Origin of the sequence: Chamaesiphon sp. VAR_69_metabat_338, from assembly GCF_031423935.1 — a bacterium.
Lineage (GTDB): Bacteria > Cyanobacteriota > Cyanobacteriia > Cyanobacteriales > Chamaesiphonaceae > Chamaesiphon.
Genome location: NZ_JANPGM010000528.1, coordinates 1 through 14531, shown reverse-complemented (window position 1 = coordinate 14531; position 14531 = coordinate 1). Strand labels below are relative to the sequence as shown.

The window sequence follows — 14531 nt, the reverse complement described above, 5'->3', positions numbered from 1 at the left end:
CCCGTTGAGGAGCGACCCAAATCACGCGGAGGTTTCCTCCGCATGTGTTTGGGTCAAGACAGGCGGGACGCGTCTTGACCGAAAGCCATGGGTCGGGAACCTCCGCGTGATTTCGGTCGCCGCCCCCTCAAACTCCCCTGTCTTGACTCGCTAAACCGTCGGGGAACACCGGCGTGCGCGAGTCGCTGCGTAAGGTTCGGTGGCGAAGCCTCTCCGCGAGGAGACTCTGTGTGAAGCGGGGTGGGGGGGATGATTGCGATCGCACAACCCCACATCTGGGGGTTCAACCCCCAGACCCCCCATTAGAAGGCGGAGAGGATAGTGGCGATCGCCCGATCGATTTTGGCGGGTTCCAAACTATAAACCAGCGGAGACTTAACTACTTATAATCGGCACTATCCACTATCCACTATCTACTCCCCCCAAGTCTTAAAACCTAAAACCTAAAACCTAAAGCCTAGAGAGTTTCAGCGGTTTGCTCTTGAATTACCGCACTCCAATTATCATCCGTCATCGCGGCTACGAAGTTATCGCGTTTTTGCTCGTTGCTCAGCGCGGCGGCATCTAATTCTCGACTCAAGGCACCATCTGCCATCGCGCGGCGCAGTTTGAGTTTCTTTTCTTCGTATGCGGCTTTTTCCGCATCGGACATGGCGGCTTTGGCAATTTCACCGACGGTAGTTGCCCAGACGCCACCTTCACCTGTATTTCCAGGCGGTACTGCATCTAATTCGGCAATCCATTTGTCGCGGATGCTTTCCATTTCTTCCCGCTTGGGAAACTTAAATACTTGCACGCGCACGCCAGCACAGACATCGCTCCCATGTTCGGCCAGATGCCCCTTGAGTGATGTCAACACATTGCGGGAGTAGCCAACATATTGAGTGCGATCGGCACTGTCTAAGACGGCATAAACCCCAGCCACACGGGCATTTTCTGCCAGTGATTGCCATGCACTCAGTGGTAAAACGACATCGCTATCTACAGCTATTTGTGCTTGCGCGGTTGTCACGGCATGTTCGTCCGCCGCACTGTAGAGAAAATCATGCAAACCCTGATGATTGGTGGGGACATTTTGATGCTCTAGCGGTAAGTCAGTCGGATTTTTCACGATCGTCTATTCCAGATGAAGAAGCTACCGATCATTGTAGATGCCGATCGGATAAGCTCGATCGAGCCTGACACCTTTCTTAGAGATTGCCACTAGCCCACCGCTAAGAGGATGTCTGAGAGAAGACGATCGAGAAATTCTCGCTAATCTCGATTAAAGTCAGCCCTCCTGACATCTGAACTGTAACTATAGACGGGTCAATCGATAACGATCGAACATGACTTCAAATCCATTTCCCTCTGGCGATGCACACATGATGCCAACCTGAACTTCTGGCCCGATCGGGAAGTAAGCTAATCTCAGCAGCACATATTTTAAGTTAGCGTCCAGATATGAAATATGAATTGCTTCTTGGCGACGTTCGACACGGAGGCGAAGAGCTAAAGGCGGTAGAGGCAGTGGAGTCATCGACCAGTCTGAGTAATTGTGAGTGACAACAGCACTCAAATTCTGCACTCCATCGACATACTCTATCCCTGCTTTGACCCAATGCTGCTCATCAGCACGAATCATTAAACCTGCTTGGTCGTATAAATCCCGATAGCTCCCGCTGATGTCAACTTCCATCACAAAATCTGTACTTACGCGCTCAAAATAGAAGTGACCGTTATCACGAATGAAGTCATAGTGAGTAATTCGCCAAAAATCAGTCTTGGAAGATGTAGTGACAATAACTCGATCGTGAGAACTCGACCAATGAGCGGGTTCATTCAGCCATTGCATATTGTTTTTGTCGATATCGATCGTCAGCAGAGCATACTTTTAAATTCTAAAACCTTTTCTCTAAAATCTTTGGCGATCGACAGTTTGAAATGTAGAAGTAGATGTTTGACCGATCGGGATTGGGTAGCTGATAGTTACATCAGTCAAGAGTTAGCGAACTTTCAAAAAGCTAACTTAGATCGAGATTAGCTGTAGATTCTTGGTCAGCACAACGCAACGCCAATGTATCCTTCAAATGGACGATTTATTCAAAGTAATAATGTCTTTATGATATAGAACTGGCTAAATTCATAACTTAGAGAATTAGGAATCAGGTAATGGCAGATAACGCAACTGTAACAGGCGGTTGTCCGTTCCGTGGTACTCGCATTGAAGGTGCTCAGGGCTTGGGGCCGACGCTCGAAGATTGGTGGCCGGAGCGACTGCGAGTGGAGATCCTCCACCAACAGACCGATCTGGCCAATCCGCTGGGAGCCGATTTTGATTACGCTCAGGCGTTCGAGACGATCGATCTTAAAGAGCTGAAAAACGATATTTTCAAGCTGCTCGAAACGTCTCAGGATTGGTGGCCTGCCGATTACGGCCATTACGGGCCGCAGATGATTCGGATGGCTTGGCACGCAGCGGGTACCTATCGGATTGCCGATGGTCGCGGCGGTGCTGGCAGTGCGCTCCAGCGGTTTTTACCGATCGAGTCGTGGATCGACAATGGCAACACCGACAAGTCGCGTCGTCTCCTCTGGCCGATTAAGCAAAAATATGGTAGTGCGCTGAGCTGGGCAGACCTAATGGTGCTGACTGGCAATTGCGCCCTCGAATCGATGGGTTTCAAGACCTTTGGCTTCGGCGGTGGGCGGTTAGACGCGTGGCAGGCCGACACTGCGACCTATTGGGGTGCCGAAACCGAAATGCAGGGTCGGTCGCGGTGGCACGGCGATCCTAAAGGAGAGTATTACGACCTCGAAAATCCGGTAGCGGCTTCCGAAATGTCGCTGATCTACGTCAATCCAGAAGGCCCCGGCGGCAATTCCGATCCGATTTCTTCGGCGCGTGAAATCCGTGAAACCTTCGCGCGGATGGCGATGAATGACGAAGAGACCGTTGCCCTGATTGCTGGCGGTCACGCCTTCGGCAAGAGCCACGGTGCTGTTGGGAAGGAAAATATCGGCCCTGCTCCGGCAGGCGCATCGATCGAAGATCAAGGTTTGGGCTGGATGAATTCCGCAGGCACTGGTAACGCTGAGTTCACCATGACCAACGGGATCGAGGGTGCCTGGACTTCGGAGCCGACCAAATGGGATGCCGAGTATCTACATAACCTGTTTAACTTCGAGTGGGAACTGACCGAAAGCCCTGCGGGTGCCAAACAGTGGCGACCGACGGTATCGACTCCCGATGCCACCACGCCCGACGCGCATATCGAAGGTCAGCGCAATCCGCTGATGATGATGACCTCGGACATCGCCTTGCGTGCCGATCCGGAGTACGCCAAAATCTGTCGTCGCTATCTCGACAATATGGCAGAATTTGAGGACGCATTCTCCCGCGCCTGGTACAAGCTCGTCCACCGCGATATGGGGCCTAAAACCCGCTACCTGGGAGCCGAAGTACCAGTAGAGAGTTTAATCTGGCAAGACCCGATTCCGAAGAACGATCGCGATCCGATCGATGCGACCGATATTGCCGATCTCAAATCCAAGCTCCTCGCTACGGGCTTGAGCGTTTCAGCACTCGTTGGTACGGCCTGGGCTTCAGCCTCGACTTTCCGCAACTCCGACAAGCGGGGCGGCGCAAATGGCGCGCGCATTCGCCTCGCGCCGCAAAAAGATTGGGAAGTGAATCAGCCCCAACAGCTTGCCAAAGTGCTATCGGCACTTGAAGGCGTACAGCAAGCATTTAATGATATCCAGACTGGCAGCAAGCAAGTCTCGCTAGCCGATCTCATCGTGCTAGGCGGCTGCGCGGGTGTCGAGCAAGCCGCTCGTGATGCTGGTGTCGAAATCCAGGTGCCCTTCACGCCAGGTCGGATGGATGCCAAGCCGGAGGACACCGACATCGAGAGTTTCGAGTGGCTCCATCCAGTCGTCGATGGTTTCCGCAATTTTCAGAAACAGCAGTCCAAGGTGGCCTGTGAGGTGTTCCTGATCGATCGAGCGAACCTGCTCACGCTGACCGCCCCACAGCTCACGGCACTAATCGGCGGCCTGCGGGCGATCGGCATCAACTGGGATGGTTCACAGCACGGCGTATTTACCGAGCGACCTGGCGTGCTGACCAACGATTTCTTCGTCAACCTGTTCGATATGGCCACGGTCTGGAGCGCAACCAATAACGAAAAGACGACATTTGAGGGTCGCGATCGGAAAACTAATCAGCCCAAGTGGACTGCAACCCGCGCCGATCTGGTGTTCGGCTCCGATCCGCAGCTCCGCGCTGTCGGTGAAGTCTATGCCGCCAACGATGGCCATCAGAAACTGGTGCGCGATTTCGTGGCGGCATGGGATAAGGTGATGATGCTCGATCGGTTCGATATCCCCAATCGCGGTCATGTGGGTAAGCCTCCTGAAGGCTAGCCTGGAGAGTGACAGACGTTAGGGAAAGAGGGCAATGTCGGGTCGGTGCGCGCCGACTCGACCTTCAACGGTATCGTTAAGTCATTCCCATGACAGAGCAGCCGTGTCTGTTTTTTAACGATCGCTGAAAACAGCGATCGATGTGTCGAGTCATTAATCGATCGTCCGCTCGACACATCGATCTATCGAAAGATCTTTGACCGAGCTAATTTGTGTCGATCGGATAATAGAATCTTTCTTTCATGTTGATGTCGGTTGCTTAAAGATCCTCCCAATTTAAAATCAATGGCAATTGCCAAATACTCGATTCCGCAAAGCGGACGCTCCGCGAACGAAATCCGATCGGTTACAATCGAGTTGGGATAAGTAATTGGAGGTGTTATGACAACCGCTGTAATTGCAGAATTAGATTCGCGTCCGGTAGATTTTAGTACGGTGAAATTTACCGCCGAACAGTTCGAGCGAGTCTGTGAAGCCAACCCCGATCGATCGTTCGAGCTAACCGCACAAGGAGTTTTAGAAATCGAGCCACCAGTCGGTGTAGAAAGCGGTAATTACGAATCAGAATTATTAGGGGATCTAGTTATTTGGAACCGTCAGACTAGATTAGGCAAGACTTTTAACTCTTCAACCGTTTTTACACTACCTAATGGTAGTAAAAGATATCCCGATGCAGCGTGGGTAGAACTCTCGCGGTGGGAGGCGGTGAGTCGAGCGGAACGCAAAAAATTTGCGCTACTGGTTCCCGATTTTGCGATCGAACTGCGCTCCGAAATAGACAGATTGCCAATTAATCGATCTCGCTCAAGCGTTTTCTCAATCCCACATTCCGCTAGTCTGAGCGATCGAAAAATAATTAAAACGAAGCCATAGGATCGTAGCGATTGCATTCTCAACAACATCAGACTATTGAAAACCCACATTCCGATCTCTGAAGACAAGCTAAATCGGTAAAAGCATTGCTAAGAAAGAATTGTAGATCTTATTATTTTTTAGCAGATTCTCCACGGGAGCGACTGAAATCACGCGGAGGTTTCCGACCCATGGCTTTCAGTCAAGACAGAGGCTACGCCAACGAACTAGCGGAATGTGGGTTGAATATATTGCCTGGGAGCCACGCACACCAGTCGCTTGAAGTGCGAGCCAAAGTGACTTTGACTCACAAATCCAGTCGTAATAGCCACTTTCTCGATCGACCAGTCGCGTTTGAGTAGTCGGTTTGCTTGTAAAATTCGTAATTGAATTTGATAGGCGTGCGGTGGCATCCCAAACGTTTTGCTAAACGAGCGATTGAGATGAAACGAACTGAGTTCGGCAATCTGTGCTAGTTGCTCTAACGAGATCTCTCGATCGTAATGCTCCTCTAAATAGGCTCGCAGGCGATTGACAGGCCCAATTTCCGCCCCTAACTCGGTAAGAATAGGTGGACTCTGGGCAGAGCGCAGCATTAATTGTGCCAACAAATCCAAGATTAATGTCTGTTGTTCGAGCTGGGAACTCTGTCTTTCTATGGCTTAATGAACTCGAATGAATAGTTTATTAAAACCGCGATCGTGGACTAGCGGCGTTGGAAAAAATGGTAACTCTGTTTCGAGTCCAGCAACTTCGATCGCCACTTGTTGAAGTACATCTAGACCTACCTGTAGCCCGCGATACGTGCAGTTTCGATCGCTCGCACACTCAGTCTGATGTGCTTGGCCAGGTTGTGTCACTACCAGGGTATTTGATGGCACGTTATGCGTCGTCCCTCGGTAGTTAAACTGCCAGCCATCACCCTGACGAATTCCCAGCTCCAGCTCTTCATGAAAATGACGGGGCAACGAATGGCTTCGAGAAACACCATGAACCAACTCGTTGGCGTAGCCTCCGCTTCGCGGAATCGATGGTAGGTATTGCGATCGCCAAATTTTCGTGCGTGACGGATTTACTTTCAATGGCACCACACTACAAAGTATTTTTTAATTTTTAGCCGAAATATATCAAAATTTCTCTATCGATCGATAGAGGTTAAATATAATTTTGACAATAATACCAGCTTGCAATTTAGAACTTTTGAGAGTTTTATTTGGCTCGATCGATATCAGCCAATAGCCGCTTCTAGACTAAGTTTGAGCAAATCAATGTTAGCTTCGTTCGTATTTCATCGAGCTTATACTTGCACTATTCGATCGATTTAGCCCGAAAGACTGTATGTGTACAGTGAATAGGCATGGATTAGGCAGGAGTCTGGTGGTTAAAGTCCAAGGTACAGGAATCGAACCTGTCTAGAGCTTCCGCTCGCGGATTATGAGTCCGCTGCCTAAACCGATCGGCCAACCTTGGAGACATTCGATCATTTTAACATTGACTACAACAATTGACTATTGACATCTTCATTACCGCTATTAGAGTCGAGCGATTCCGAACAGAGATTGACGCACAGCAGATATTGATGTTATAGTTTAAAACTGCAAGGACGTATAGCTCAGTTGGTTAGAGCGCATCGTTGACATCGATGAGGTCCGCCGTTCGAGTCGGCGTACGTCCATAGGTTAAAGACACACTGCTGGTAAGGCTTTGGTGATTTTGTGTTAGCAGCCCTCCTATACGGTCGCGAAGATCTGCGCCTAGAAACTATCGACAGACCTTCACCCGCTGAGGGCGAAGTCACGATCGAGGTAATGGTAGCTACAACTTGTGGCACAGATCTCAAAGTATGGCGGCGCGGCGGACACGCCAAAATGCTGGAATTGCCGACCAGGTTCGGGCATGAAGCGGCAGGCAAAATTGTCGCGATCGGTCGCGGTGTCACCGATTGGCAAACTGGCGATCGAGTGGTTGCTAATAATTCGGCACCCTGTCTGAAGTGTTTCTTTTGCGATCGGCAAGCATATTCCCTCTGTCCCAATTTGACTTGGAACAATGGTACCTTCGCCCAGTTCCAAAATATTCCCGCCCCGATCGTCAAACATAATCTCCTTAGAATTCCTGCCAATCTCGATCCGGGATTAGCCTCAATGACCGAACCCCTAGCTTGTGTGTTGCATGGCGTGGCACGGAGCAATTTTACCCCTGATTCGCGAGTAGTCGTCATTGGCGACGGGGCGATCGGGTTGATGTTTGTGGCGGTGATGGCGAGTCAATGTCAGTCTGTGTGGTTGTTTGGCGGCAACGATTCCCGATTGGCAGTCGGCGAAAAATTAGGAGCCGATCGAGTCTGGAATTACCACACAGTCGATATTCCCAGCACCGTGAGGGAATTAACCCAAGGCTGGGGCGCGGATATCGTCATCGAAGCTACTGGCGTACCCAGTGTATGGGAAACGGCGATTGCTTGCGGTCGTCCGGGTGCGACGATTAATTTATTTGGCGGTTGTCCTAAGGATACGACGATTAACGTCAATACCGATCGGCTGCATTACAGCGAACTCACCATCAAAGGAGTGTTTCATAACACGCCAGAGCACGTTCGCGCGGCGTTAGCTTTACTGGCGAGCAAGTCTATTCCCTTTGAGTTATTAATTAGCGATCGACGTCCCTTAACCGATTTGGCGCAAACTTTTGAGGATATGCGCGATCGTCAGGTTATCAAGGTGGCGATGCTGCCAAACTAGTCACTGCTTGGATCTGGACGCAATCGGATCGATTACACTGTTCGATCGCATGGCACAATATAGGAGATATTCAACAACAACTAACTGTGGACATCGGGATCGTTGGCATCGGATTAATCGGCGCGTCGCTAGGTTGGGATTTGCGCCAACTAGGACACAAAGTAATTGGTGTCAGTCGCCAACAGGTTACGTGCGAAACTGCCGAACGGCAAGGAATTTGCGATCGAGCCAGTTGCGATTTAGCTAGTCTCAAAGATACCGAAGTAATTTTTATTTGTACGCCGATTGCGGCAATTCTCCCGACGATCGAGCAATTGAGTCATCATCTCGATCCTGCGACAATTATCACCGATGCCGGCTCTGTCAAAGGGACGATCGTCGATCGCGGCACCGAATTATGGGCTAATTTTGTGGGAGGACACCCGATGGCAGGCAACTCTGAGAGTGGAATTGCCGCCTTTGAGAAGGGGCTATTTGCCGATCGACCTTATGTTTTGACCCCTACACTTAAAACTGCGCCTGAAGCCTTAGAATTGATAGCCGATCTGGTTCGATCGCTCGACTGTATTCTTTATCAAACTACTCCCGCACAGCACGATCTGGCAGTAGCTTGGATTTCGCATTTACCGATTATGGTAAGTGCTAGTTTGATTAGTGCTTGCTTGCATGAAACCGATCCGACAATTCTCGATTTAGCCAAAAAGTTTGCCAGTACGGGATTTAAAGATACTAGTCGCGTCGGTGGTGGCAATCCTGAAATGGGGATGATGATGGCCGAATACAATCGCGATGCTATTTTGCGATCGTTGCATGGATATCGCGATCGCTTAGATGGAATTATCGACTCGATCGAAGCGCAACAATGGACGGAAATTAAGGACTTACTCGCTACCAATCAATCTAGCCGTCCGGAATTTCTCAATGTCGATCGCGATTAGACTCGAAACGATCCGAAGTGCCACCTGTTTCATGAATATGGGAGGTGCCATTGAGTTGCAGCGATTTTTGCTCTGGATATTGCTTGGCTGCTGCGATCGGTTTATTTTACTGTGTCGATCGAGAGTCAGGTTAATGAGATTTCACTAAAAAAGACCGATCGATTCGATCGGTCTTTTTTAATGATTTACTAATTAAATGTTATTTGATAAACAACATTTCTTCGTAAGTGGGTAACGGCCATAAGTCATCGGCAACTTCTGCTTCGAGTCCATCCGCATACTTACGGACATCATCCATCAATGGTCGGACAGTTTTGACTAAATATTGCATGTGAGCTTCCATCGAGTCAAAGTCTTCATTGTGCAATGATGCTTCTAATTTACTAGTCAACTCCATCATTGATTTAGTTAAGCCGGCGACTGTGCGAGCACTGTCAGCATCGAAATCGACACCGATTTCTTTGAGTCCGGCAATTGTCGTTGCTAAGTCAGTCAAGTACCGCGTTGCGGCTGGATAGATCAGCGTTTTAGCCATGCTGATGACCAGTTTCGCTTCGACCTCGATCGACTTGATGTACTGTTCGGCATAGGTTTCATAGCGGCTGGCCAGTTCGACCGGCGAGAGAATCCCCATGCTGCTAAAGAGCTTGACGATCGCCTCTTCGTTCAGGACTGGGAGTGCGTCAGCGGTCGTCCGCAGGTTCCGCAAGCCGCGTTCTTCGACGGCCATTTTGTGCCACTCTTCCGAGTAACCGTTGCCGTTGAAGACTACCGCACCATGATTGTCGATGACTTCTTTGAGCACAGTCTGAATCGCAGTATTGAGTTCGACCCCTTTAGCCACTTCACCTTCGAGCTTATCGGCCATCCAGGTGAGGGAATCGGCGAGGATCGTATTCATCGCCACCAAGGGGCCAGCGACCGATTGGCCGGAACCGACGGCGCGGAACTCAAAGCGGTTGCCAGTAAAGGCAAACGGTGAAGTCCGGTTGCGATCGCCAGCGTCTTTGGGTAGCATTGGCAGGGTATCGACACCGATATTCATCATCCCTTTGGACTGAGATCCGGTCAGATTGCCCTGCTTAATTTGGTCGAAGACATCTTGCAATTGCGAACCCAGATACATCGAGATAATTGCGGGTGGTGCTTCATTGGCACCCAAACGGTGATCGTTGCTAGCCGTGGCAATTACCGCCCGTAACAGAGGGCCATAAGTATGAATACCGCGAATAATCGCACCGCAGAACACCAAAAACTGAACATTGGAGTGGGGATTGTCGCCGGGATCGAGTAAGTTACCTTGAGTCGCGTTACCAACCGACCAGTTGACGTGTTTGCCGGAACCATTAATCCCTGCAAACGGTTTCTCGTGCAGCAAGCACATGAAGCCATGCTTCTTAGCCATCGTCTTGAGCGTGGTCATGATTAGCTGTTGGTGGTCGGTCGCGACGTTGGCAGCTTCATGGTAAGGCGCGATCTCAAACTGACCGGGCGCGACTTCATTGTGCCGAGTTTTGGCGGGAATACCGAGGCGGTAGAGTTTTTCCTCTACGTCTTGCATGTAGACTTGCACGCGTTCGGGAATGGCACCGAAGTAGTGGTCGTCAAATTGTTGGCCTTTGGCGGGTGGCTTGCCAAATAGCGTGCGACCAGCCAGTAATAGGTCAGGGCGACTGTTGGCAAAGTTGGCATCGACCAAGAAGTACTCTTGCTCGGCACCACAGCTAGAGTTGACCGGCGCAATGTTGGTATTGCCCAGAATTTTCAAGACTCTGGTGGCTGCTTTATTCATCGCAGCATTCGATCGCAGCAATGGTGTCTTTTTGTCGAGAGCTTCGCCCGTCCACGAGACAAATACTGTCGGGATACACAGGGTTGAACCGTTATCGGTTTCCATAATGAAGGCCGGACTAGTTACGTCCCACGCCGTATAACCCCGTGCTTCAAAGGTCGAGCGGATGCCACCATTAGGGAAGGACGAACCATCAGGTTCGCCTTGCACCAGCAGTTTGCCCGCAAATTCCGAAATCACCGAGCCATCGCTTTGGACGGAGACAAACCCGTCATGCTTTTCAGCGGTCGCATTAGTGAGCGGATAGAATACGTGCGCGTAATAGAGCGCGCCTTTAGAAATCGCCCAATCCTTCATAGCGACAGCGATCGAATCTGCAATGTTGATATTTAGCGGTTCGCCAGTTTGAATCGTTTTCTTGACAGATTTAAAAACATCTTTAGGCAGGCTTTCTTGCATCTTGCCCAAGGTGAAGACATCGCACGCCCACAGATCTTCTAGGCGTTTGGGAGCCTTGGGGGGCATTGGCTCGCGGTTAGTAATTTGATAAATTGCTTGCATCCGGGATTCGTTTCCACTCACAGCTTTTTCCTCTCTGGCTCTTAACACCAATAAATAATAATTCTGAATAGCTTTCTAAAATAGCTATATATGATACCAATTGACAGCGACGAATGTGTCTGCCCGATCGACAAGACCGCATTGAAGTCATAAATATTTAAAAATTGATATGACAACTCCACACCGAATCTGCCGATCGAGCGCGCCAAATAACTACACCGATGAAATCTGCAAGCTGGTTAACACAGTTCGCAGACTCGATTTCTGGGATATTATCGCATGGTAACGCGAGATCTGGGAATTTTGTGGTTAAATCGATCGATTTGCCGATAACTCAGCCAGATGTATCGATCCTGGCGATGGCATCAGAAATAACTGGACAGTCGATTAAATTAAGTTATGATTAAGATTGTGAGCAAAGTTATTTCAAAGCTTCTCGCCACCACAAAATTATTCATTTTTTGGCATAGTTTTCAGATGAGTATCTCCTCACCCATTCCAACTAACGATACCTCGATTTGGACTAGCCTCAAACAAGCAATTGATGCTAGTTCGGGGTTTCAACACTGGGCATCTCAATTACCCACTCCAGAACGCGCCGCTCTTAATGCCGATACCCTCGTGCAACGCTATCTCCGCGAAACTTTAGAAACTTTAGCATACTAATTAATTACATCCTAACGAGCGATCGATATTTCTATCGATCGCCCGTTAAATATTAATGATTAAAATTATTTAGATCTTGACTTCTAAATAACCGCTGCTTACAATCTCAAAATTTTCAGTCGATCGATCTTAAGATCCGCGCAACCGCATCCGGCGCGTCCAGACTAATAAGACCAATAAAAAGATGACGACTGGAATCCCGACTAAATAGCGATCGGGAGAGCGCATCAACTGTAAATAACTTTCTATCAGCCAATCGCCGCGAAACAGCGCGATCGTGCCACCTAAAGCGATCGCGGGGCCGAATGGCAAGGGTTTAATAAATTGAGTCGCGCCAGCTTTGAAACTCCGACCGGAAACTGCGCTGTAAGCGGCCACCGCTATAAATCCACCGATCGCCAAGACTGAAGCCAAACCTCCTGCTAGCAGCACAACCTTCCAACTCGACCACGCACCGATCGTTGCCATCAGTTTGGCATCGCCGCCACCTTGGGCTAATTGACCCATCATGATACTGCCGACGAACGCAATGGTATCGTAGAGCCAAATCCCGACTAACATGCCCAAGATGCCTTGGATCAGGTATTCTCGCCCACCGGCAACTGAATGGTTGGTATCGAGATAGCCCGCAACATATTGAAAAGTCAATCCCAGCACTAATCCCGATTGAGTGAGGGAGTTGGGGAGGGTCATCGTATCTAGGTCGATCAGGGTGAGTGCGAACAACCAGCACATCAACAGCGAATATCCAACTGTCTGAATCGAGAGGCCGTAGCGGTTGTAAACCAGAACAAAGATAATCGCAGTTATCGCCTCGACAATTGGGTAACGTGGTGAAATCGGCGTCTTGCAGTGCCGACATTTACCGCGTAATAATAACCACCCCAAGATCGGGATATTTTCACCCAGACCAAGTTGATGGAAACATTTCGGGCAGCGCGATGGCGGCCACAAGATCGAAAGTCCCGCCGGAATGCGATAGACGACTACATTTAGAAAGCTGCCGATCGCCGCACCCAACCAAAAGATGATAACTTGAACGATCGTATCGTAAATATTCACTACTATAGCGATCTGCTTTGTAGATGCAGATGTAGATACACTAAATCTATAATTCCCCGACTGGAGTGAGAAATTTCGTTATTTTAGGAGCGGGGGAAGACTGGGAAAGGGGGGACTGGGGGACTATAACGCATTCCCAACTCCGATACAGTAGTACCGCAACTTCTAATTCCCCGCTCCCCGCTCCCCCCTTTCCCAGTCTTCCTACTTCACTGCAAACCAGAGATCCGTACCTAATTTTCCAACTGGTCGATCGAGATAAAATACTCTTCAGGTAGCAGAATTGGAAAACTACTAAAAATTAACTTGCCGCGATAACTCAGCTTATTCATGGCTACCCCGATCGGCTGTCGTCGCCGTTCTCGATCGGGATTGACCTGGCAATAGAAAGTATAGATATCCTTCGCAGCCCTAAGGAGTGCTGGATCGATGGGTACTTGAGAGTTGAACTGCGACATTGGAATAGATTTGGCGCGAGGCGGCTCAATCGTAAACAAAATAGTTATTCCTAAAATTATTTTTGAATATTTTAAGATAGATGCGGGTGAGTTTGCAGCTAAGTTACATCCTGAAATCGATCGTCACCCGATCTATGCATTAACGCGAGCTTCGCCTGTGAAGACAACCGGCATCCCTCTGGGACTGGATTAGAGTTGGGATAAGGCGGCGATCGACACTCGACCCATCTCCTGACAGCCAACTGCGGTCATGTCTGCTGACATAATATCACCAGTTCTGTAACCCAGATCCAAAACTTTTAAAACCGCCCGCTCGATGCGATCGGCTGCATGTGGTTGGTTTAAGCCATAACGTAGCATCATCGCCGCACTCAGCACTTGCGCCAGCGGATTGGCGATATCTTTGCCAGCAATATCGGGCGCGGAACCGTGTACGGGTTCAAATACCCCCAGCCCCGTCGCCCCCAGACTCGCCGACGGCAACATGCCGATACTGCCAGTCAACATCGCCGCAGCATCGGAGAGAATATCCCCAAATAGATTGCTAGTAACGATCGTGTCGAACTGTTTGGGCGCGCGGACGAGTTGCATCGCGGCATTATCGACATACATGTGGGTCAATTCCACATCGGGATAGTCCTTGGCCATTGCCGTCACTCGATCGCGCCATAATTGCGATACTTCTAGCACATTAGCCTTATCGATCGAACACAGCTTTTTAGTCCGCTTTTGGGCGGTTTCAAAGCCAACTTTGGCAATTCGATCGATCTCGCTCTCGGTATACGCCATCGTATTCACACCGCGCTTTTCGCCCGTCTCGGTGGTAAAAATCCCCTTCGGTTCGCCAAAATAGACACCACCAGTTAGCTCTCTGACCACCATCAAATCTACTCCTTCCACGATCTCTCTTTTGAGGCTAGAAGCGTCGATGAGCTGGGGTAAAACCGCCGCAGGTCGTAAATTAGCAAATAGACCTAGCCCCGCTCTCAGAGCCAATAAACCCGTCTCTGGGCGCAAATGGCGCGGTAAATTGTCCCACTGATAACCACCGATC

At 49.7% G+C, this 14531-nt stretch carries 13 protein-coding genes and 2 tRNA genes; 6 read left to right on the top strand and 9 right to left on the bottom strand.

Annotated elements, in window-relative coordinates; all coding sequences use genetic code 11:
* Positions 1-457 precede the first annotated feature (457 nt).
* The gene (locus RMO84_RS14640; protein WP_310489180.1) at positions 458-1111 is read right to left on the bottom strand and encodes a GIY-YIG nuclease family protein; all 654 of its coding nucleotides are present in this window, start codon (positions 1109-1111) and stop codon (positions 458-460) included.
* Positions 1112-1297: 186 nt separating this feature from the next.
* Complete coding sequence (locus RMO84_RS14635) at positions 1298-1834, bottom strand: DUF1349 domain-containing protein (protein ID WP_310489179.1); 537 nt, start codon at positions 1832-1834, stop codon at positions 1298-1300.
* Positions 1835-2151: 317 nt separating this feature from the next.
* Between RMO84_RS14635 and katG the strand changes: the two genes are divergently transcribed.
* A complete protein-coding gene (gene katG, locus RMO84_RS14630) occupies positions 2152-4407 on the top strand; it encodes a catalase/peroxidase HPI (protein WP_310489178.1) in 2256 nt (751 codons plus the stop codon).
* A 381-nt stretch (positions 4408-4788) separates the two neighbouring features.
* Positions 4789-5280 carry a Uma2 family endonuclease gene (locus tag RMO84_RS14625; RefSeq protein WP_310489177.1) on the top strand — a complete coding sequence of 164 codons (492 nt, stop codon included), beginning with the start codon at positions 4789-4791 and terminating at the stop codon, positions 5278-5280.
* A 206-nt stretch (positions 5281-5486) separates the two neighbouring features.
* On the opposite strand, the gene RMO84_RS14620 is transcribed toward RMO84_RS14625, so the two are convergent.
* The 3 genes from RMO84_RS14620 to RMO84_RS14610 all read right to left on the bottom strand — a co-directional run bounded on the left by RMO84_RS14620 (position 5487) and on the right by RMO84_RS14610 (position 6729).
* The gene (locus RMO84_RS14620) at positions 5487-5855 is read right to left on the bottom strand and encodes an AraC family transcriptional regulator (RefSeq protein WP_310489176.1); all 369 of its coding nucleotides are present in this window, start codon (positions 5853-5855) and stop codon (positions 5487-5489) included.
* Between the two features lie 66 nt (positions 5856-5921).
* Positions 5922-6227 (bottom strand): AraC family ligand binding domain-containing protein, encoded by a 306-nt coding sequence (locus RMO84_RS14615; protein ID WP_310489175.1) that lies wholly within the window; start codon positions 6225-6227, stop codon positions 5922-5924.
* Between the two features lie 419 nt (positions 6228-6646).
* A tRNA-Ile gene (locus RMO84_RS14610) sits at positions 6647-6729 on the bottom strand.
* Between the two features lie 131 nt (positions 6730-6860).
* Here RMO84_RS14610 and RMO84_RS14605 point away from each other — a divergent pair.
* The 3 genes from RMO84_RS14605 to RMO84_RS14595 all read left to right on the top strand — a co-directional run bounded on the left by RMO84_RS14605 (position 6861) and on the right by RMO84_RS14595 (position 8938).
* Positions 6861-6934: transfer RNA gene (locus RMO84_RS14605), tRNA-Val, on the top strand.
* A gap of 40 nt (positions 6935-6974) precedes the next feature.
* Positions 6975-8000, top strand: a complete 1026-nt coding sequence (locus tag RMO84_RS14600) for a zinc-binding dehydrogenase (RefSeq protein ID WP_310489174.1) — start codon at positions 6975-6977, stop codon at positions 7998-8000.
* A gap of 11 nt (positions 8001-8011) precedes the next feature.
* A complete protein-coding gene (locus RMO84_RS14595) occupies positions 8012-8938 on the top strand; it encodes a prephenate/arogenate dehydrogenase (RefSeq protein WP_396135866.1) in 927 nt (308 codons plus the stop codon).
* Between the two features lie 199 nt (positions 8939-9137).
* Here RMO84_RS14595 and RMO84_RS14590 read toward each other — a convergent pair whose 3' ends face one another.
* Positions 9138-11312: a glutamine synthetase III gene (locus RMO84_RS14590; RefSeq protein WP_310489173.1), complete on the bottom strand. Its 2175-nt coding sequence runs from the start codon at positions 11310-11312 to the stop codon at positions 9138-9140.
* A 378-nt stretch (positions 11313-11690) separates the two neighbouring features.
* On the opposite strand from RMO84_RS14590, the gene RMO84_RS14585 reads away from it, so the two are divergent.
* Positions 11691-11957 carry a hypothetical protein gene (locus tag RMO84_RS14585; protein WP_310489172.1) on the top strand — a complete coding sequence of 89 codons (267 nt, stop codon included), beginning with the start codon at positions 11691-11693 and terminating at the stop codon, positions 11955-11957.
* 129 nt (positions 11958-12086) lie between these two features.
* On the opposite strand, the gene RMO84_RS14580 is transcribed toward RMO84_RS14585, so the two are convergent.
* The 3 genes from RMO84_RS14580 to leuB all read right to left on the bottom strand — a co-directional run.
* Positions 12087-13019 carry a prepilin peptidase gene (locus RMO84_RS14580; RefSeq protein ID WP_310489171.1) on the bottom strand — a complete coding sequence of 311 codons (933 nt, stop codon included), beginning with the start codon at positions 13017-13019 and terminating at the stop codon, positions 12087-12089.
* A gap of 233 nt (positions 13020-13252) precedes the next feature.
* On the bottom strand, positions 13253-13477 hold the full coding sequence (locus tag RMO84_RS14575) for a hypothetical protein (protein ID WP_310489170.1): 225 nt from the start codon (positions 13475-13477) through the stop codon (positions 13253-13255).
* A gap of 189 nt (positions 13478-13666) precedes the next feature.
* On the bottom strand, positions 13667-14531 hold an 865-nt coding region (leuB, locus tag RMO84_RS14570; RefSeq protein WP_310489169.1), incomplete at its 5' end, for a 3-isopropylmalate dehydrogenase.

Excerpts from the sequence above, each read along its gene's own strand:
- katG (WP_310489178.1), top strand. The coding sequence starts at position 2,152 with ATGGCAGATAACGCAACTGTAACAGGCGGTTGTCCGTTCCGTGGTACT.
- RMO84_RS14635 (WP_310489179.1), bottom strand. The coding sequence starts at position 1,834 with ATGCAATGGCTGAATGAACCCGCTCATTGGTCGAGTTCTCACGATCGA.
- RMO84_RS14585 (WP_310489172.1), top strand. The coding sequence starts at position 11,691 with ATGATTAAGATTGTGAGCAAAGTTATTTCAAAGCTTCTCGCCACCACA.
- RMO84_RS14620 (WP_310489176.1), bottom strand. The coding sequence starts at position 5,855 with ATGCTGCGCTCTGCCCAGAGTCCACCTATTCTTACCGAGTTAGGGGCG.
- RMO84_RS14575 (WP_310489170.1), bottom strand. The coding sequence starts at position 13,477 with ATGTCGCAGTTCAACTCTCAAGTACCCATCGATCCAGCACTCCTTAGG.
- RMO84_RS14625 (WP_310489177.1), top strand. The coding sequence starts at position 4,789 with ATGACAACCGCTGTAATTGCAGAATTAGATTCGCGTCCGGTAGATTTT.